This is a genomic window from Candidatus Microbacterium colombiense (assembly GCA_029203165.1).
Lineage (GTDB): Bacteria > Actinomycetota > Actinomycetes > Actinomycetales > Microbacteriaceae > Microbacterium > Microbacterium colombiense.
Genome location: CP119308.1, coordinates 3,426,391 through 3,445,938 on the forward strand (window position 1 = coordinate 3,426,391; position 19,548 = coordinate 3,445,938).

Below are 19,548 nucleotides of genomic sequence, written 5' to 3' on the forward strand. Positions count from 1 at the left end.
CGTCGCGCGGTGGTTCAGACCCCCGCGCGCACGCTCTCCAGCGAGGGGTAGTCGGTGTAGCCCTCTTCGGTGCTGCCGTAGAAGAACTCCGGGCGCGGCTCGTTGAGCTCGGCCTCCGCGCTCCAGCGCTGGGCCAGGTCGGGGTTGGCGATCGCGAGACGACCGGCCGAGACGGCATCCGCCGAGCCGTCGGCGATCAGAGCCTCGGCCTCCTCGCGGGTCGTCTCGACGCCGAAGCCCGTGTTGATGATGAACGGTGCGCCTGCGGTGCGGCGGATGTGCTGCACGAACTCGCCCCGCGGCGCGGCGCTGAGCACGTCGACGAATGCGAGTCCGAGCGGTGCGAGCCCTGCGGCGACCGCGGTGTAGGTGGCGAGCACATCGGCGTCGTCCTCCTCCAGCACACCCTGGATGTTGTGCTGCGGAGACAGGCGGATGCCGGTGCGATCCGCCCCGACCGCTGCCGCGACGGCGGTGGTGACCTCGATCGCGAGGCGCGCGCGGTTCTCGGGGGATCCGCCGTACCGGTCCTCGCGGATGTTCGACACCGGCGAGAGGAACTCGTGCACGAGATAGCCGTTCGCGCCGTGCACCTCGACGCCGTCGAGTCCCGCGGCGATCGCGTTTCGCGCGGCCTGTGCGAACTGCTCGATCACGACGGGGATCTCGTCGGCGGTGAGGGCGTGCGCGACCGGGAGTTCGGCCTTGCCCTCGGGCGTGCGCGTCTCACCGGGCGCTGCCAGCGCGCTGGGCGCGACGACGCGGGGTGCGCCCGAGATCGCCGGGTGCCCCACCCGACCGCCGTGCATGAGCTGCATCACGATGGTTCCGCCGGCCTCGTGCACGGCATCCGCTATGAGTCGCCATCCCTCGATCTGCTCCGGGGTCTCGATGCCGGGCTGGCCCGGGTACGACTTGCCCTCGACGACCGGCCAGACGCCCTCGGTGATGATGAGCCCGATGCCCGCGCGCTGCCGGTAGTACTCGACCATCGGGGCGGTGGTCACACCGTCGTCGTCCGCGCGCGTGCGCGTGGTCGGTGCCATGACGACACGGTTGGACAGCTGCAGGGCACCGAATGTGGCGGGCTCGTAAAGACTCACAGTGGGAGGTAAGCCTCCGGGTGAGCGGGGTATTCCCACCCACCCGGTCGTCTCAGCGCTTCGGCAGCTCCACGGTCTCGTTCTCGGCATCCAGGGGCTCTCCCGTGATCTTCGACTTCACGAAGCTGAAGATCGACGCGATCCTGCCGCCGGGGCTGTCCCAGTACTCGGCCGATTCCGCCGAGAACTTCAGCAGCCCGACATCCGGGTCGTCCGGCCCGTTCGTGAACCAGGCCTCGACCGTCGGGCTCCAGAGCTCGTGCACCTTCGCCCGATCGTCGACGAGCCCGGCCGTGCCCGACAGGGAGACCCAGGCATCGTTGGAGCTCAGCGAGACGCCCACACGCTTGTCGGCGCGGAGGTCGGTGACGAAGGTGGCGCCCTTCGAGACGAGGAACCAGAGGTCTCCGTCGAACTCGGCATCCTGCACCGTGAGCGGGTGCGCCACGAGGCGATCCTCCGCGTTGCGGGTGGTGAGCATCGCGAAGCGGAAGTCCTTGATGAGTTCTGCGACCCGCTGGACGGGTGTGGTGTCGGTCATGACGATCGTCCCTTCTGCGCCGCGGGGTGGCGGCGTCGCACACATCATCGATCGAACCGGCGGCGCCCACGAGGGGCTTGCCATCCGATCACCGCGGCGTTAGCGTCACCCGTTCGCGTCGTCCGCCAGCTCCCGCACGAGGTCGCGCAGCGCCGGGTCGGTCCAGTAGTCGAGGTGCCACCGCACCGGCTGCGTCGGCCGGATCGGGTCGACCGCGTCGACGTTGCGGATGTGCTTCTTCGCCTTCCACACCTCGGGCCAGAGCGGACTGCCGATCGGATCCGTCAGGCGCCAGACGTTGGCCCACACGTGCGTCCTGCCCAGCACCACGCGGGTCTGATCGTCGTTGAAGTGACGGGGGAAGAACGTCGAGTACAGCGTGAGCAGCGGCGAACCGCTGGTCACGAAGCGCACCCGGCCGCCGAGGTCGTTGACGTGCCGCAGATACCAGTAGCCGATCACGGTGCCCTGCGAGTGACCGGAGTAGATGATCGGCCCCTGCCAGTCGGTCAGCGTCTTGTCGAGCTCGCTCACCACGATCTCGCGGTAGCTGAGACCGGCGAGCGGATGCCAGGCGATCGGGAAGAAGCCGAGCACGTCGGCGACCGAGTCGAAGAACTCGCGCACGACACGGATGCGCCCGACGAACAGCGCGAACACGATCGCGAGGATGCCGAGCACGAGCGCGATCGAGAGCAGCCAGGTGGCCAGCCCGTTGTCCCAGGTGGAGGTGTCGACGACCCGGGGGATGCCGTTCGTGAAGCCGACACTCACATCGTCGAGCTCACTGTCGACGAGCCACAGCGAGGCGATGACGCCGAGCCACAGCACCCCGGTGACCGGAACGATCAGCCAGAGCCGGTCGGGAAGTCGGGAGATCATGATGTGGATGAAGCGGAAGCCCCGCCATGTCCACCGGGTCGGCGCGGTGAGATCGGGCAGCCAGGGTCGCGCCGCCGACGCCTCGTTCGCCGACCCCTTGCCCGCGCTGCAGACCGCGAACACGAGCACGAAGAGCACCAGCCCGGCGATCGCGATCGCCGGCATCAGGTTCGCGAGCGAGAAGGTGCGCAGGTTCAGGTCGTACGACGAGACGACGAGGTGCGGCTGCGGGGCCAGCCGGTGGATCGACGATCGCCAGTCCGGGTTCAGCGCCAGCAGCGGGTACAGCGCCCAGTAGACCCATTCGATCCCCATCCGCAGCGCCGCCCCGTACCCCGAGAGCAGGAGCCAGCTCCCGGTCACGAGGATGCTCGCCCCCACTGCACTCGCCGGTCCCCGAGTCATCCGGCCCTTCGCAGAACGGGCGAGGATCGCCGCGCGGATCAGCAGCACGCACCCGAGCACCACGCTGAGGGCGAGACCGCACACGAGCACGATCGACAGGACGTCCGGATGCGTCGTGATCACGGACCAGTTGTCCTCGCCTCGGAAGCACGCGGGCACCTCGGTCACGTCGACCTGGCATCGGCTGTCCGCGCTCCAGTACGCGAAGGGCCCGGTCCCGGTGAGGAAGGCGCCGAAGTCGACCTCCGTCGTCAGGGTCTGCCCGGGGCGGTACACGCGCAACGCGGCGGCCACGGCGAGGATCGCGACGATGTGGATGACACCCACCCACGGTGGCGAATAGGCGCCCCGGCCGCGATCCGCCCCCACCCCGCGCAGCCCGAACTGGCGCGCGAGGATCGTGAGCACGAGCACCGCCGCAGCGGCACCGACGATCAGGGTCGACGCGAGTCCGGGGTCATAGCCGACCGGCGACACGTGCCCCACGATCGTCTCGAGGATCGCGATCAACCACACCAGCGCGATGCACGAGATCGCGACGCCCTGGATCGCGGACACGGCGACCACGGTGGTATCGCGCTTCGGTTCCGCGTCGCTCGACGCACCTGATCGTGACTCGCCCCGACGCCATCCCATCTCGGCGGCGACGTTGAGGAAGGTGAACGGGAGGGCTCCATACCAGAGCGGCCCGGTGAGCCCGCGGTTCGCGCGCGACCAGTTGAAGAGCCACAGGGTCGTCTTCTCCGGCACACCGCCGACCACGAAGGTGTCGGTCATCGACGACCCCTTCAAGGGCAGCCGCTCCCCCTTGCCCAGCGACGAGTAGTCGTTCTGCCGGTTCACCCCGTGCACGCGGATCTCGAGCACGCCTTCCCGATCGGCGGCGGACTCGACGGACTCTTCCCGATTCTCGACGTACATCGCCCACCTCTTCCGATTCGGACGGAGGGTCTGCCCTCCGTCCCCCAGGAGCGGGCAGGCCACAGCGAGGCGAATCTCTTCCCCAGTGTTCGGCGCACATCGTGATGACGCCGTGTGAGCAAGAAGATAGACCCGCCAGGGGGCTGTGTCCAGAGTCATTCGCGCGAAGGCTCCGGGTCGCGCGAACCCGAGCGTCCCGGAGAGAATGGATGCATGTCCCCGAAGCCCCCGCGGCGACTGCTCGCCTCCGTCCGCAGGATCGTGCACACCGACCCCGCATCCGTCGCGCCCACCGAGGCGATGCCGGTGATCGACGAGCGCATGGTGCCGCGTGTGCTCGACCTCGCGACCCGCCTCGGTGAGGCGATGTTCGCCGTCGGAGCGTCGGCACACGAGGTCACCCTCGCGATCACGCGCGTCTGCGACGCCTACGGCATGCGCGGGGTGCAGGTCGACGTGACGTACAACTCGATCACCGTCTCGTTCCACCTCAGCGGGGAGGTCTGGCCCGAGACCCTGGTGCGCGTCGTGCGGGTCGCGGCTCCCGATCACGCGAAGCTCCAACGGGTGCAGGCGCTGGTCTCCGACATCCGCGGCGGGCTCGATCTGGAGTCGGCCCGCACCGCGTTCCGGGTGATCCGCCGGGTGCCTTTCCGCTACCAACAGCCCGTCGTCGTGGTCGCCCGCGCGATGCTCGCCGTCGGCGTCAGCATCCTGCTCGGCGCCTCGCCGATCATCGTCGGGCTCACCTTCATCGCAGCCCTCGGGGCGGCCGTCACCCAGGCCGGACTCGCGCGGCTGCGGGTGCCCCTGTTCTTCAGTCAGATCGCCGGAGGTTTCGTGACCACCGTGGTCGCGGTCGCCGTGTCGGCGCTGGGAGCCGCGGGGATCGAACCGTTCGTCGGCATCCGCCCCTCCATCATCGTGGCCTCCGGCATCGTGCTCATGCTCGCGGGGCTCACCGTGGTCGGCGCCGCGCAGGACGCGATCGACGGCTTCGCGCTCACCGCGGGTGGGCGCATCCTCGACCTCACGATGCAGACGCTCGGCGTGGTGATCGGCATCCTCGTCGGGCTCGAACTCGGCGGGGTGCTCGGCTTCACGATGGACCTGCCCGACGACCCCGCCCCGTTCGGGCCGTTGCTGAGCGTGTTCGCCGGCGCCATCATCATCGCCGTCGCGGTGGCGGTCTTCAACGGCGGCGGCATCCGGATCATCCTCGTCAGCGCGCTGCTCAGTGCGATCACGATCGCCGGGTACACCGTCGGGACGGCGCTGAACCTGCACCCGGCGGCTGCGAGTGCGATCGGCGCGCTCCTTGCGAGCTTCATCGGTGTGCTGATCGCGCACAATCTGCACGTTCCATCCGTGGCGGTGACGACGGCAGCGATCGTGCCACTCGTGCCCGGTGTCGCGGTGTTCCAGGGGCTGCTCGAGATGGTGCACACCGGCGGCTCCGCGTCAGACGTCGTCGGTGCGGGCAGCTCGCTCATCTACGCCGCGGTGATCGGCGTCGGCCTCGCCTCGGGCGCATCGCTGGGCCTCTACCTCGGCACCCCCGTGCGCGCCACCCTCGGCAGCGTGACGAAGACCCGCGCCCGCGTGCGGCGCTGAGGCGCCCGGAGGTCAGTTGATGATCTCGCCGCGCTCGTCGGCCCGGAGCTCGGCCAGACGCGCGTGCCAGCCGGCGAGCGCCTCGGGCGTCAACCGGGTCCAGTCCGTGACCTCGCCCGTGACCCGCAACGGCTCAGCACTGCGGTAGGAGCGTGTGGGATTGCCCGGGAACTTCTTGTCGGTCACGTTCGGGTCGTTCTCGAACGGGCCGGTCGGCTCGACGAGGTAGACGCGCGGCTCCCGGTCTCCGGGCGCCAGCTCTGCCGCCAACCCCGCTCCCCCGGGCAGCGCGGTGAAGTACACGTGGTTCATCACGACCTCGGGGCGGTAGTTCGAGTTGAACCCCGCGGTCAGCAGATCGCCGCCCCGCAGGTCCGCCTTGGTGCCGTGATAGAACGGGCCCTCATCCAGTGTCTGACTCACCCCGACAGCCTAGGCGGGTGCGGCGTCAGCGCGAGGCTCGGTCATGAGAGGCGCCGTCATGAGAGGCGCCGTCATGAGGCGCCGTCATGAGACGATGCCCGGGATGGATATCGCGCTCGAAGAAGAACTCCGCTCGCTCCGTGCTCGCGCCTACGGGCCGAAGGCGGACATCTCGCAGGATGCCGCCGCACTCCGCCGTCTCGACGAGCTGGAGACGCTGCGGCGCGAACGGATCACGGCGCCGATCGCGCCCACCGCCGACGCCGGAGAGCTGCCGGAGGACGACCTCTGGGACGAGACCGACAGGGAGGTGCGCGCGCTCTTCGCGCCTGCGCCCGAGGCGAACCCGGAACCCGGCGCGATGCACGGTCAGGTGCTCGCCGCGCCGACGGACTCCGCGGATGCCGCGCACCCGGCCACCGACCGCACGCCGCGCCGTCGACGACTGCTGTGGGTCGCATCCCTCGTCGCCGCTGCCGTCGGCGGCGCGGGCCTCACCGCGGCCGTCGGCGTCATGCTCCCCGTCTCGACGTCATCGGGCGCTCCGCAGATCGCCACGTTGGAGGCGAACTCGTCGATCACGATCCCTCAGGGGTTCTTCGGTGCGGCCGCCGACACCCAAGCCTTCGAGTTCCACGGACTGACCCTGTTCCAGAACGTGAACAACGGAATCTTCGGCAACGGCAGCGCGTCGAGCGACCCGACGTCGAGCTGCTTCGTCGTGCTGGGAAGCGACCAGGTTCCGGCCCCGGAGGAATTCGACTCGTCTTCCTGGGGATATGAGGGACCGGTCTATTCCGCGTGCAGCACCGGGGTGTTCCCCGCCGCGGTCTCCGTGCCGTTCGACGGCGACTCCCCCGAAGAGCTGAGCGCGCAGTTCCCCTCCGGTCGTGCGCTGCAGTTCGTGCTCGACGGCGACCGGATCGGCGTCTTCCTCGACAGCAAGCCCGCGAGCACGCCCGAGAGCACCCCCGGCAGCGAGTCCGCCGGCGAGTAGCCTCGCAGACCGGCCGCGGCTCAGGTCGTGACGGCCGTGATCACGGCGGGAGCGACACCGGGGCGCCCCACCGCCGACACTGTCAGCGTGCCGGTGACCGGGGGCGGCGTGGATCCCGGGTACTGCACGGTCAGGGTCAGGGTCGAGGTGCTCTCCCCCGGCGCGGCGCTGCCTGTCCACACCACGACGAGCGTCGAGCTGTCGCCCGAGACCAACTGCCACGCTCCGGCGCCGGCCAGTCCGACCACGAATCCGCCGGCCGACATCCCCGAGACGCTGAGCGTGAGTGAAGTGAGGGGCACCGACGAGACGTTCCTGGCCGTCACGTAGGCGAATCCGGGGAAGACATTGGCCGGCGGGAGTGTGACCGTGCTGCTCACCGGCAGGGACAGCTCGATGGGCGCGGCGGCTGCGCTCGCGGCGGCGAGGGGCGCGGCGACGGCCACGGCGATGACGGGCACCGCCCATGCGGCGGAGGCGATGACGGAGCGACGCGAGAGTGACCGTGACTCATTTTGGTTGAACACGCATTCAACCTATATGCAGAGGGTGCCCATCCGGTCACTCCTGGGGAGGGTCCTCCCTGCGAACGGCCGCCGGAACTCCCCGATCGAGAGGCACCACGGTGTTCAAGACGACGAGCGCGATCGCACCGACCGTCGCGATCACTGCGGGGATCCAGAAGAGGTGCGGGAGACCGAGCCAGGTCGACCCCACGCTGCCGAGGAAGCCTCCCACCGCCGCATTGATCGCGTAGGCGCTGAGGAAGACACTGGTCGCCATGCCCACCCGCGTCGGCACAAGCCGCTGCGCGACCGTGATCCCGAGCACGCCGAAGGTCGCGATCACTCCCGCCATGAGCAGTTGCCCGAGCACGAGGGGGACGATGTGCGGGGTGACCCACCCGGCCGAGGCGTACGACGCGTGCGCCGCGATCGCCATCAGCGCGCCGACCATGAGCACGCGGGTGACGCCGAATCTGCTGGCGAGCCGGGCGGCCAGCGGCATGAGGAGAACCTCGATGAGGGGCTGCAGGCCGATGATCGCACCGCGGATGCCGGGGTCCATGCGCAGCTCGCCGTCCATGTAGAGCGGCAGATAGGCGAGCTTGACCGTCTCGCCGCACATGATGAGCACGTAGATGCCGGTGAAGATCATCAGCGGCACCAGTGAGCGCTGCGCCCTCCTCACGTGCGTCGGCGCGAGGTGCGCGACGGCGGCCGCGCGCGCTTCGGCGGTGGGCGACTTCACCCCGAGCAGAGGGACGATCGACAGCAGCACGCTGATCCCGGTCACGAGCAGGAGGGGCCGCAGTCCGATCACGGTTCCGAGCACCGCGCCGATGACCGGTCCGACGATCCATCCGAAGGCCATCGCCATGCGCATCAGCGCGACGACCTCGTTGTCGGCCGGCGTGGGAGAGCGGGTGAGTTCGTCCCGCACGGCGGCCTGCAGCTGTGCGGCACCTGCGCCGGCCGTGCTCAGCAGCAGCATGTTGATGACGAACGGCATCCACGGCTGCATCGCGAACGCCATGAGCACCCACCCGGCGAAGCCCAGGAGCGCACAGATCTGGAACACCAGCAGTCGCGAACCGGCCCGATCGGAGAGCGACCCCACGATGAAGCCGGCGATCGGGGCGGCCAGGTTGGTCAGGAAGTACAGCCCCGCCTGGGCCGGGGTGAGGTGGAGCTCGCCGACGAGGAACAGCGTGATCTGCGGGATCGTCACCGAGATGCCGATACCCGAGATGACGAGGCTGACGAAGGCCCCGCGCAGCAACCGCGAGCGCAGGATGTAGTGCGAGGCGGAGATCGGTGGGACCGCGGGCTCGCCGGTCTCGGAGTGCGCAGCCGTCACGCGGAACATCCTCGCTTGCAGGGGTGGGGAAACCACATGATACCAAGAAGGACCGGTGGACTGATTCCGGATCAGGCTGCGACGTACTCCTGCCGCACGCGGCCTTCGGTCGCCAGTTCGATGTGCGAGAAGTCGTGGTCGGAGTTCAGGATCACGGCGTCGTTGGCGATCGCGTACGCGGCAATCAGACAGTCGAAGGCGCCGGCGGCGCGAACGAGTCCTGAATCCCACAGTGCCTGCTGGATGTCGAGGGATACCTGCTCATCGGGGTGTGCCCACGCCGGAAGCAACTCGTCCATGTCTTCACGCAGCTCGGCGTATTCGCGCGGATCCCGCGCGGAATGGCAGTACTCCAGAACCTGCGGTGGGCAGGTGATGATGAGGTGGTTCGGGGACAGCGCACGGAGCCGGTCGGCGATCCCGGCACTCGTACCGGCTTTCTGCCAGATGCTGTTGTCGACGAGGTACGTCGTCACGTGGTGGCACTCGTAACCGGGGCGATCGTCGGTGCGTCGATCTGATCAGGCGTGAACCGGCGTCCGATGATGCGCTCGACAGCCGCCGGCTGGCGTCGCACGGCGATGAGAGTGCGAAGCGCGAGGTCAACGGTCTCCCGGTTGGACGTGGTACCCGCCAGCTCCTTGGCCTGCTTCAGCTCGGCAGGATTGATGTCGATCGACGTGACGGTCATGGCGCCCCCTCCGAGGTTCTTGTATAAGCCACTATACAAGATGGCTTCGTCGGGCCGTGCTAAACATGCACCAAGAATGCGCCCCACCCCGGATACGGAAAAACCCCCTCGCGAAGAGGGGGTTTCCATGGCGGTGACGGTGGGATTTGAACCCACGGTAGGGGGTTACCCTACACAACTTTTCGAGAGTTGCACCTTCGGCCGCTCGGACACGTCACCGCGGAACAGCTTACGCGACACGGGGCGAGTGCGCGAATCGAGACGAGGCCCCGCGCGGCGCCATACTCTCGCGGGTTATGCACGGCACGGCCCCGGGCGCGTGGACGGCATCCCGGTTAGGCTGGCCTAAGCACCCGACGGAAGGATGCGCGCATGGGCTTCATCATCTCCGAGGCGTTGGCCGAGACCGGCTACGTCGTCCTCGACGACCACGACCAGTCCGCCGACCCCGCCGAATGGCTCGATGTCGAGTACGTCGGCTGGCGCTCGTCCGGCATCACCCGCTTCGCCCCACTGGCGAGCTATGCGGGCGATGTCGAGTGCAACGGGTTCTGGAACCACACGCCGCCGCGCGCCGACAAAGAGGGCGTCTGGGTGGCGTCGCAGGTCGCACTCGCTCCCGTGCTGCAGCGCCGCGCGCAGGAACCCGGCGTCGGCATCGGCCGCTGCCGCGTGATCGAGCTGCAGCCCAACGAGTACGCCGATGCGATCTACAACCTGCATCAGGACGACAACAACCGCCTCAACGACGAGGGCACCGGATGGGTCGTGCGCGGGTTCTTCAACCTGACGGATGACCGCGAGTCGCTGCTGATCCTCCGCTCCGACCGCTTCGACCCCGCGACCGAGGTGCGCCTTCCGCTGCGCAGCGGATCCCGCATCATCGTCGACACGCAGCGCTTCTGGCATGCGGTCTGGCACCGCGGCACCTCCCCGCGCTACGCGCTCATCACGTCGTGGACCTCCGGCCCGCAGCTCGACGCCTACATCGCCGCGAACCACGGCGATCCGCATCCGCCGACCGTGACGCTCGACGCCGCGTTCGTCGACGCCGCTCAGGTCGAGATGCATCGACGGATCGAGGAGCGCCGCCGCGCGTTCGAGGCCCAGGGCATCGTGATGCAGCCTCCCACCCCGCTCTACGGCTGAGCCCCACCCCGCTCCTACGCCCCCACTGCATCCCACACCAGTCGCAGATTGTCGCGATCTCCGAGCTGAAGCGGCAGATCGCGACCGCCTCCAGCCGCATCCACGCGGGCGAAGCGACCATTCGCGACCGTCGCTCGAGAGGGAGCGGGACCGACCACCTCCAGCCAACCTCGCCCCGAGCGGCCCGTCAGACCGTGCGACCGGCCTCGATGCGCACCACGCGGTCGACCGTGCCCGCGGGCGGATCGACGTGCGAGATCAGCAGCACCGACTGGCCACGCGTCGCCCCCAGCAGGTCGTTGAGCAGGGCATCGGATGCTGCGGGGTCCACCCCGGCGGTCGGCTCATCGAGCACCAGCACCGGGAAGCCGCGCAGCAGCGCCCGCGCCAGAGCGATGCGCTGCGCCTGACCGCCCGACACGAGTGCCCCGCGGTCACCGACGCGCGCATCGAGCCCGCCGCGTTCGCGCACCCAGTCCCCCAGCCCGACCCGACCGAGCACCTCGACAAGCTCGTCATCGGTCGCGGTGTCGCGGGCGAACAGCAGGTTCTGCCGGATGTCCTCGTCGAACAGCTGCGGAGTCTGCTCGCACAGACCGACCACACGGCGCAGCGCCGGCCCCGAGAGCGCCGCAGCCTGGGTGCCGCCGATCGTGTACTCGCCCTCGACCCGCAGGAACCCGACCAGTGCCGCCGCGAGCGAGCTCTTGCCCGCGCCGCTCGGGCCCGACACGAGCACGCGTTCACCCGGCGCCACGTCGAGATCGATGCCGCGCAGCCCGGCGACTCCCCCCGGCCATGTCGCCCGCACGCCCCGCAACCGGAGCGCGGGAGTCGTGCCCTCGCCCGACGCGAGCGTGTCGCTGCCATCGTCGGCGCGGAGCTCCTCCGGCATGCGCTCGGGCAGCACGTCGACGATGCGTTCAGCGCTCACCCGCACGCTCCGCCACGATGCGGCGGCGATCGGCACGGCGCCGAACACTTCGAACACGACCATCGGCACGAGCACGGCGACGGCGAGCCACGGCCCGTCGATCGCCCCGGTCGCGAGTCCCGGAGACGCTGCGGCGATCGCCCAGACCGACGCGGCGCCGGCCACCGCCGACACCACTCCCGCCGCGACCGCCTGCGCGAGCGACGCCCTGCTCACGACACGGCGCAGCGCGGCATCCGCATCCGTCACCCGTGCGCGCGCCTGCTCTTCCGCCCCGAAGGCGAGCAGCACGTCGAGGCTGCCGATGTAGTCGACGAGGGATGCCGACAGCTCCGCGCGTCGAGCGGAGACGAGCGCCTCGGCCCGGGAACCGAACAGCCACCCCATACCGATCGCCACAGCCGCGGCGATCAGCAGACAGGCGGCGAGCGTGAGGGCGGCAGGAGGCGCGACGATCGCGATGAATCCGACGGCACCGATCGCGACGAGACCCGACACCGCGAGCGGCTGCACGACACGCAGCGGCAGGTTCTGCAGGTTGTCCACGTCATCGACCAGCGCGGAGAGCACGTGACCGCGGTCGGTGGCGCCGAGGCCGGCCGGGGAGAGCGGGATGAGACTGCGCACCAGATCGGCCCGCGTGGTGGCCAACTGGCGCAGCGCCGCGTCGTGCCCGCTCAACCGTTCGAGGTACCGGAAGACGGCACGCGAGACCGCGAAGAAACGCACCCCCACGACCGCGATCGAGAGGGGAACGAGGGAGTCGACGATGGATGCGCTGACGATGAGCCATCCGCTCACGGCCAGCAGACTGACCGCCGCTCCCGCCGAGACGGCACCCCACAGAAGTCCGGGCAGGAACCGGCGCACCGGCGGCTGGGCCAACTGCAGCACCTCGCGCACCCGCGCGCGCCGCGACGTCTGAAGACTCATGCGGAGACCCCCAGCACGACGACCCGGTCGGCGATGTCGCGCGCACTGCGCCGGTGGGAGACGAGCAGGATCAGCGCACCGGCATCCGCCCGACGGCGCAGCGACCGCCACAGCCGCGCTTCGGTCTCCGGGTCGAGCGCGCTGGAGGGTTCGTCGAGCGCGAGCACCCGGTGCGGATCCTGGGCGTGCCGATACAGCGCCCGGGCGACCGCGACGCGCTGCGCCTGTCCGCCCGAGAGCCCCGCGCCCTGCACGCCGAGCTCGAGGTGCGGGTCGATGCCCTCGGCGCATGCGTCGTCGAGCGCCGCACGGATGCCCGCGGCGTCGGGCTCCGGGTCGCCGAGCGCGATGTTCTGGGCCACCGTCCCCCGCATCAGCCCCGGCGCTTGACCTGCCCAGGCGAGCCAGCGGGCGGGGTCGAGCTCCTGCACGTCGGCTGCTCCGACCGACGCGGAGCCCGAGAAGTCCGCCGCTCCGCGCAACGCGGCCAGCAGCGACGACTTCCCCGCCCCGCTCGGCCCCTCGATCAGGGTGATCGTGCCCGGTCCTGCGGCGAACGACACCGGCGGGAGGTCGCGAACCTGCAGGTCTTCGACGCGGAGCCCCGGTGTCGCGGTTCGCAACTCCTCAAGAATCGACGCATCCGGTCGGCCGAGCGGCGTGTCGACGGTTACCCCGCCCGTTCTTGAGGAGTTATGAACCGCCACGCCCGCCACGCCCGCCGCCCCCGCCGCCACCGCCGCCCCCGCAGCACCCGCCCCCGCGGCCTCGTCCAGCACGGCGAAGATGTCCTCGGTCGCCGCGACCCCCTCGGCGGCGGCGTGGAACTGCACCCCCACCTGACGGATCGGCAGGAAGGCCTCGGGCGCGAGCAGCAGAACGAACAATCCGACCTCGAGCGTCAGATCGCCCGACAGCAACCGAAACCCCACCGACACCGCGATGAGCGCGACCGCGAGCGAGGCGAGCAGCTCCATCGCGAAGCCCGAGAGGAACGAGAAGCGCAGCACCTTCATGGTCTCGCGGCGGTAGTCGTCGGCGGTCTGCTCGATCCGGTCGGCGGCGCGCTGCTCCCGGCCGAACAGCCGCAGCGTCGACAGCCCCTGCACGGTGTCGGCGAAGCGCACGGCGAGCCGCTGCAGCGTCTGCCACTGCCTGGTCTGCACGGTGCGGGTCGCGATGCCGATCAGGATCAGGAAGAGCGGGATCAGCGGCAGCGTGATCGCGGCGGTGAGCCCGCTCGGCCAGTCCTGCCACCACATCACCGCGAGCAGCACCGGCGTCGCGATCACGGTGAGCACCAGCTGCGGGATGTAGCGCGCGAAGTACGAGTCGAGCGCCTCGAGCCCGTGTCCCGCGGTCACGGCGAGCGCGGTGCGGTTGCGCTGTGCGAGCCACCCGGGCCCGAGCGCCCCGATCGCGCGGATCAGCGCCGCGCGCAATTGCATCCCGGTCTTCGCCGCGGCGCGGGTGCCGGCCGCATCGGATGCCGCGATCAGCAGTCCGCGCAGCAGGGCGGTCGCGAGCAGCCACAGCAGGGATGCCGTGACATCACGCCCCGCGATCGCTCCGGTGACGGCATCCGTCAGCAGCCAGGCGAACACGACCGTGACCGCGGTCTGCACCACGCCGATCAGCGCGGATGCCGCGAGGAAACCCCTCGCGGCACCCGCGTAGCGCAGCAGTCTCGGGTCGACGGGTTTCACGCGTGGACCGCGGCCCCCTCGATCGAGCTCCGGGTGACGCGTTTGCGGAAGACCCAGTATGTCCAGGTCTGGTACGCGATCACGAGCGGCAGGGCGATCAGCGCGGTCCAACTCATGATCGTCAGCGTATACGGCGTGCTCGAGGCGTTCGCGATCGTGAGGCTGTAGGCGGGGTCGATCGTCGACGGCATCACGTAGGGGAACAGTGCGGCGAACAGCATCACCACGGCGAACAGCACGGTGAGGATGCCGGCGAAGAACGCCCATCCGTCGAGCCGCCGCAGCGAGAACACGACCGCGCTGAGCAGAGCGACCGCGGCGACCGCCCCGGTGCCGATCACGAGCCACAGCAGCGGTGCTTCGCGTCCGGCGGCGAGCGCGATCGTCCAGATCACGGTTCCCGCGGCCGCGAGCACGGTCGGCGCCGCGGCCCGAAGTGCGAGCTTGCGCGCATCCTCGTGCACCTGACCGTCGGTCTTCAGCGCCACGAACAGCACGCCGTGCAGGAAGAAGATCAGCAGCGTGGTGACCCCGACGAGCAGCGCGTAGGGGTTCAGCAGCGCGAAGAATCCGCCGACGTAGATGTGGTTCTCGTCCAGCGCGACACCCTGCACGATGTTGCCGAAGGCGACGCCCCACAGCAGCGCCGGCACGGCGGAGCCGATCACGATCATGCGGTCGAAGCCCGCTTTCCACTTCGCCGATTCGCGCTGGTGGCGGTACTCGAATGAGACACCGCGCAGGATCAGCGCGAGCAGGATCAGCAGCAACGGCAGGTAGAACCCGCTGAAGAGCGTCGCGTACCACTCGGGGAACGACGCGAACAGGCAGGCGCCGGCGACGATGACCCAGGTCTCGTTGAGGTCCCAGACCGGGCCGATGGTGTTGATGACCTGGCGGCGCGAGACGTCGTTCTTGCCGAGGAACGGCAGCGACATCCCGACGCCGAAGTCGAAGCCGTCGAGCACGAAATACCCGACGAAGAGGAAGGCGACGATCCAGAACCAGAGTGTTGCGAGATCCATGATGTCCCTTCCTCTCAGTACACGACCGACGGCAGCTGGGCCGTCTCGTCATGGGGTTGCTCGGTGGTGTCGGGACCCTTCTGCGCGGCCCGGATGATGAGGCGGATCTCGACCACGGCCAGGGCGGCGTAGATCGCGGTGAAGGCGATCAGCGAGATCAACACTTCAACGCCGCTCACCCCCGGCGAGACGCCGTCCTGTGTGGTCATGAGTCCGAACACGATCCAGGGCTGTCTGCCCATCTCGGTGAAGACCCAGCCCATGATGTTGGCGACGAGCGCGAGCGGGAACGACCAGATCGCGAGCTTCCACATCCACGGTGCCGGCGGCTTCTTCGCGCTCTTGCGCGTGAGCCACAGGCCGATCACGGCGACGAGGGCCGCGGCCATGCCCAGGCCGATCATCCAGCGGAACGCCCAGTAGGTGACCCAGAGGATCGGGGCGAAGTCGGTCAGGCCGGTGTCGGCGTAGGTGGTGGCGTACTCGGCGTTGAGATCGTTGATCCCGTGCACGCAGGCGTCGAAGGTGTGCGTCGACAGCAGCGAGAGCAGATAGGGCACGCGGATCGAGAACAGCTCGGAGCTGCCGTCCGGTGTGCCGAGCGTGAACAGGCTGAACGACGCATCCGGTCCGCACACCGTGTTGAACGTCGCCTCGGCCGCGGCCATCTTCATCGGCTGCGCGGCGTACATCGCGAGTCCGAGCTGGTCACCCGTGAGCACCACGCCGGCCGTCGAGAAGATCATCGCCCACAGTCCGAACTTGAGCGAGATGCGCATGGTCTCGAAGTGCTGGCCCCGCGCGAGGTGCCAGGCCGAGACCGAGATGACGACACCGGCGGCGAACATGAGCGCGCCGAAGATCGTGTGCGGGAAGGCGGCGAGCGCGACCGGATTGGTCAGCAGCGCCCAGAAGTCGGTGAGCTCGGCGCGGTTCGTCTCGGGGTTGAACACGTAGCCGACCGGGTTCTGCATGAACGCGTTCGCGGCGATGATGAAGTACGCCGAGAGGATGCTGCCGATCGAGACGCACCAGATCGTGGCCAGGTGCAGCTTCTGCGGCAGCTTGTCCCATCCGAAGATCCAGAGTCCGATGAAGGTGGCCTCGAAGAAGAAGGCGAGCAGTCCCTCGAACGCGAGCGGTGCGCCGAACACGTCGCCGACGAAGCGCGAGTAGTCCGACCAGTTCATGCCGAACTGGAACTCCTGCACGATGCCGGTCACGACGCCCATGGCGAAGTTGATCAGGAAGATCTTGCCGAAGAATCGCGTCAGGTGGAGGTACTGCACCTTGCCGGTGCGCACCCACGCGGTCTGGAAGATCGCGGAGACCAGTGCCATGCCGATCGTGAGCGGCACGAACAGGTAGTGGTACACGGTCGTGAGCCCGAACTGCCATCGGGACAGGACCAGCGGGTCGAGCCATTCCATGGGCCACTCCTCTTTCTCCGCCGTGCACTGATCGGCGCTGCTGCCACGCTAACGACGGGCCTGCGGCCCTCGTGGGGCTGCCGGCCGTGAATAAGACAGATGCTCGCCTAGGCGGCGGTCATCTCCGTCAGACGCAGCTGTACGGTGCACTCCGCCGGGAGGGCGGAGGGGCGCACGGCCTCGGCGCCGAGCGGCCCACCGGCTTCGGTGAGCACCCCCTGCATGAGGCCGAGGTGCACGGTGCACAGCATCGGACGGTCTTCGGCGCGACCCGCAGCGTGCGGGCACGGGCTGAGATCGACTGTGAGCTGCTCGTCATCGACGACGGGCTCGAAGCCGCTCTCCTCCAAGTGTTCGATCAGGGCGTCCAGTTGGTAGGTCGCGTCGCGACCGAGGACGGATGCGGATGCCGGGAGCACGCGGCGCAGCAGGTCGCCGCGTTCGGCGGCCGCCTTCGCCTTGTTCCGCGCGATGGGGCTGGATGCGTCGGGGGCGCCGGTCGCGGCACTGTAGAGCGTGCGGGGACGACCGCGGGTCGTGCGGTGCTCGGTGGCCTGGATGACGTAGCCACCCTCGATCAGCCGTTGCAGGTGCTCGCGCACCGTGTTGGGGTGCAGCCCCGTGGCCTCGCACAGCTCGCCGATCGCGCGCTCGGGGCGCGACTGCAGCAGGTGCAGGAGCTGCACCCGGGAGAAGGTCGAGATCGGCCCGCAGACGGGCCCGGCGTTGGCCATGTCTCCATTATGACCAGGCCACCGACGCCGGCCCGGCGATCCGGCCGTGAATAATGGCCCCGCCGATAGGGATGTCAGATGCCGGCGATAGCCTGGGAGCATGGCCACCCGAAAACCCGCTCCCCCGGCGTATGTCTGCACGGAATGCGGGTGGACGACCGCGAAATGGGTCGGCCGCTGCGGCGAGTGCCAGCAGTGGGGAACCGTGCAGGAGCAGGCCGCACAGACCGGCATCCTGAAGCGCGTGACCGCGATCGCGCCCACGGCCGATCGCGCCGCGCGACCGATCACGCAGATCACCACGCAGGATGCTCCGCGCCGATCGAGCGGCGTCGGCGAGTTCGACCGGGTGCTCGGTGGGGGCGTCGTGCCGGGTGCGGCGATCCTGCTCAGCGGCGAGCCCGGCGTGGGCAAGTCGACGCTGCTGCTCGAGGTCGCCGCGCGGGCGGCGCGTGGCGGACGACGCGTGCTGTACGCGAGCGCCGAGGAGTCGCCCGGCCAGGTGCGGCTGCGGGCCGAGCGCACCGGAGCCCTGCACGATGAGCTGTACCTGGCGAGCGAGACCGACCTCGCCACGATCCTGGGTCACATCGACGAGGTGCAGCCGCAGCTCGTGATCGTCGACTCCGTGCAGACCGTGTCGTCGTCGATGATCGACGGTGCCGCCGGCCAGCCCAGCCAGGTGCGTGAGGTCGCCTCGACGCTGATCCGCATCGCGAAGGACCGCGATCTGCCGATCATCATCGTGGGGCACGTGACGAAAGACGGTCAGGTCGCAGGGCCCCGTGTGCTCGAGCACCTGGTCGATGTGGTCTGCCACTTCGAGGGAGATCGTCAGACGTCATTGCGCTTCATTCGCGCGCTCAAGAACCGCTTCGGCCCGACCGACGAGGTCGGCTGCTTCGAGATGACGGGCGACGGCATCGCCGAAGTGCCCGATCCTTCCGGACTCTTCCTGTCGCAGGGCGCGACCGAACCGGGCACCTGCGTCGCGATCTCGCTCGAGGGCCGCCGCGCGCTGCCCGTCGAGGTGCAGGCGCTGACCGTGCCGAGCAAGGCGCCCAACCCGCGGCGGATCGTGCACGGCGTCGACTCCTCGCGGGTGGCGATGGTGCTCGCGATCCTCGAGAAACGTGCAGGCATCCCCACCGGCGAGCTCGACGTGTATGTGTCGACGGTCGGCGGCGTGCGCTTCACCGAGCCGGCGGCCGACCTCGCCATCGCGATCGCGGTCGCGGGATCGATCCAGAACAACGCCGTGCCGCGCACGGTCGCCGTGGTCGGCGAGCTCAGCCTGGCGGGAGAGATCCGTCCGGTCACGCAGGCGGCGCAGCGCCGATCCGAGGCCGCGCGTCTCGGCTACGAACAGGTCGTCGACGACCGGTCGAAGACCCTCCGCGCGGCGCTCAGCGACGTGCGGGCGCGCAACACCGGTCGGCGCCCCGATCGCGACATCCCGCCATTCTGACCGCTGACCTCCTGCGTGCGAGGTCGGCGATGAGCCTCAGGCGTCGAGTGCCTTGAGCAGTTCCTCGGGCAGGGCCTGCATCGGGTGGGGGCCCGCGATGTCGAGGAACACGGTCGTGATCGGATGCGCCGCGAGGAACTTCCGCAACCAGGCGGCGTCGTAGATGCCGACGCCGGGGGGCAGGTTCGACGGCTTGTTCTTCGCGTCGCTGAACAGCAGCAGCGCCAGGTCACCGGTCGCACGGTCGCGGTAGGTCCACACCTCGCCGCTGTCGAGTGGATTGTCGCGGGCTCCGGGCGAGATCAAGGGCACGACCGTCGTGCCGTTGCGCAGGGCCAGTGCGACGGCGGCGATGTCCTGCTTCTCGAGCGCAAGCGCGAGCGCTTCGGAGCGGAACTCCTCGGGGGCGGGCTTCTTGCCGGACTTCGCCTTCTTCGCTGCCATGACTCCAGCTTATGCAGGCCGACAGCCGTACGCAGAACGCGGAGGGGAGACGATTGGGGCCCTCTCGAGTCCCACATTGGGGACTGGGGTACTCGAGAGGGCCCTCGAGCTCTCGAGCGGCGATGTCGAAGCGCTGGGGACGCTGTAGTTCGACGCCACTGGGGATGGCATATGCCGCATGATCCCGAGAGCCGATCTCAATGGTATCCCAAAGAACGGCCCCTGTCAGCCCCTCGACGAGCATTGGGAATGAAATCAGACACTTCCGCACACAAAGTCGGAATATTC

The 19,548-nt window shown here is 69.4% G+C and carries 18 protein-coding genes and 1 tRNA gene; 4 read left to right on the plus strand and 15 right to left on the minus strand.

The features are described from left to right. Nucleotides 1-14: 14 nt before the first annotated feature. From P0Y60_16710 to P0Y60_16720, 3 genes are all read right to left on the minus strand, one after another. Entirely contained in the window at nt 15-1,103 is a 1,089-nt protein-coding gene (locus tag P0Y60_16710; protein ID WEK60921.1) for an alkene reductase, read from the minus strand. 52 nt (nt 1,104-1,155) lie between these two features. Beyond that, the gene (locus tag P0Y60_16715) at nt 1,156-1,644 is read right to left on the minus strand and encodes a pyridoxamine 5'-phosphate oxidase family protein (protein WEK60922.1); all 489 of its coding nucleotides are present in this window, start codon (nt 1,642-1,644) and stop codon (nt 1,156-1,158) included. 105 nt (nt 1,645-1,749) lie between these two features. Then, nucleotides 1,750-3,852 carry a hypothetical protein gene (locus tag P0Y60_16720; protein WEK60923.1) on the minus strand — a complete coding sequence of 701 codons (2,103 nt, stop codon included), beginning with the start codon at nt 3,850-3,852 and terminating at the stop codon, nt 1,750-1,752. Nucleotides 3,853-4,065: 213 nt separating this feature from the next. Between P0Y60_16720 and P0Y60_16725 the strand changes: the two genes are divergently transcribed. Then, entirely contained in the window at nt 4,066-5,466 is a 1,401-nt protein-coding gene (locus P0Y60_16725; protein ID WEK60924.1) for a threonine/serine exporter family protein, read from the plus strand. 12 nt (nt 5,467-5,478) lie between these two features. Here P0Y60_16725 and arr read toward each other — a convergent pair whose 3' ends face one another. Further along, nucleotides 5,479-5,889 (minus strand): NAD(+)--rifampin ADP-ribosyltransferase, encoded by a 411-nt coding sequence (arr, locus tag P0Y60_16730; GenBank protein ID WEK60925.1) that lies wholly within the window; start codon nt 5,887-5,889, stop codon nt 5,479-5,481. Nucleotides 5,890-5,992: 103 nt separating this feature from the next. Here arr and P0Y60_16735 point away from each other — a divergent pair, with 103 nt between their 5' ends. Beyond that, a complete protein-coding gene (locus tag P0Y60_16735; protein WEK60926.1) occupies nt 5,993-6,886 on the plus strand; it encodes a hypothetical protein in 894 nt (297 codons plus the stop codon). A 20-nt stretch (nt 6,887-6,906) separates the two neighbouring features. On the opposite strand, the gene P0Y60_16740 is transcribed toward P0Y60_16735, so the two are convergent. The 5 genes from P0Y60_16740 to P0Y60_16760 form a co-directional block, all read right to left on the minus strand. After that, on the minus strand, nt 6,907-7,413 hold the full coding sequence (locus P0Y60_16740; GenBank protein ID WEK60927.1) for a hypothetical protein: 507 nt from the start codon (nt 7,411-7,413) through the stop codon (nt 6,907-6,909). Nucleotides 7,414-7,447: 34 nt separating this feature from the next. Next, nucleotides 7,448-8,746 carry an MFS transporter gene (locus P0Y60_16745; protein WEK60928.1) on the minus strand — a complete coding sequence of 433 codons (1,299 nt, stop codon included), beginning with the start codon at nt 8,744-8,746 and terminating at the stop codon, nt 7,448-7,450. 71 nt (nt 8,747-8,817) lie between these two features. Next, on the minus strand, nt 8,818-9,222 hold the full coding sequence (locus tag P0Y60_16750; protein WEK60929.1) for a VapC toxin family PIN domain ribonuclease: 405 nt from the start codon (nt 9,220-9,222) through the stop codon (nt 8,818-8,820). Then, the gene (locus P0Y60_16755; GenBank protein WEK60930.1) at nt 9,219-9,437 is read right to left on the minus strand and encodes a type II toxin-antitoxin system VapB family antitoxin; all 219 of its coding nucleotides are present in this window, start codon (nt 9,435-9,437) and stop codon (nt 9,219-9,221) included. The genes P0Y60_16750 and P0Y60_16755 overlap by 4 nt, the downstream gene beginning before the upstream one ends. A 128-nt stretch (nt 9,438-9,565) precedes the next feature. After that, nucleotides 9,566-9,656, minus strand: a tRNA-Ser gene (locus P0Y60_16760). Nucleotides 9,657-9,809: 153 nt separating this feature from the next. Between P0Y60_16760 and P0Y60_16765 the strand changes: the two genes are divergently transcribed. Beyond that, nucleotides 9,810-10,586: a hypothetical protein gene (locus tag P0Y60_16765; protein ID WEK60931.1), complete on the plus strand. Its 777-nt coding sequence runs from the start codon at nt 9,810-9,812 to the stop codon at nt 10,584-10,586. A 187-nt stretch (nt 10,587-10,773) separates the two neighbouring features. Here the strand turns inward: P0Y60_16765 and cydC are convergent, their stop codons facing one another. The 5 genes from cydC to P0Y60_16790 all read right to left on the minus strand — a co-directional run bounded on the left by cydC (nt 10,774) and on the right by P0Y60_16790 (nt 17,348). Beyond that, nucleotides 10,774-12,453: a thiol reductant ABC exporter subunit CydC gene (cydC, locus tag P0Y60_16770; GenBank protein WEK60932.1), complete on the minus strand. Its 1,680-nt coding sequence runs from the start codon at nt 12,451-12,453 to the stop codon at nt 10,774-10,776. Then, a complete protein-coding gene (gene cydD / locus P0Y60_16775; GenBank protein WEK60933.1) occupies nt 12,450-14,159 on the minus strand; it encodes a thiol reductant ABC exporter subunit CydD in 1,710 nt (569 codons plus the stop codon). Before cydD ends, cydC begins: the two co-directional genes overlap by 4 nt. After that, on the minus strand, nt 14,156-15,184 hold the full coding sequence (gene cydB / locus P0Y60_16780) for a cytochrome d ubiquinol oxidase subunit II (GenBank protein ID WEK60934.1): 1,029 nt from the start codon (nt 15,182-15,184) through the stop codon (nt 14,156-14,158). Before cydB ends, cydD begins: the two co-directional genes overlap by 4 nt. 14 nt (nt 15,185-15,198) lie before the next feature. Continuing rightward, entirely contained in the window at nt 15,199-16,614 is a 1,416-nt protein-coding gene (locus tag P0Y60_16785) for a cytochrome ubiquinol oxidase subunit I (protein WEK60935.1), read from the minus strand. A gap of 107 nt (nt 16,615-16,721) precedes the next feature. Beyond that, nucleotides 16,722-17,348, minus strand: coding sequence for an ArsR family transcriptional regulator (locus tag P0Y60_16790; GenBank protein WEK60936.1), 627 nt, complete (start codon nt 17,346-17,348; stop codon nt 16,722-16,724). Nucleotides 17,349-17,448: 100 nt separating this feature from the next. Between P0Y60_16790 and radA the strand changes: the two genes are divergently transcribed. Continuing rightward, the gene (radA, locus tag P0Y60_16795) at nt 17,449-18,816 is read left to right on the plus strand and encodes a DNA repair protein RadA (protein WEK60937.1); all 1,368 of its coding nucleotides are present in this window, start codon (nt 17,449-17,451) and stop codon (nt 18,814-18,816) included. Between the two features lie 36 nt (nt 18,817-18,852). Here radA and P0Y60_16800 read toward each other — a convergent pair whose 3' ends face one another. After that, nucleotides 18,853-19,260: a dehydrogenase gene (locus P0Y60_16800; protein WEK60938.1), complete on the minus strand. Its 408-nt coding sequence runs from the start codon at nt 19,258-19,260 to the stop codon at nt 18,853-18,855. Nucleotides 19,261-19,548 lie beyond the last annotated feature (288 nt).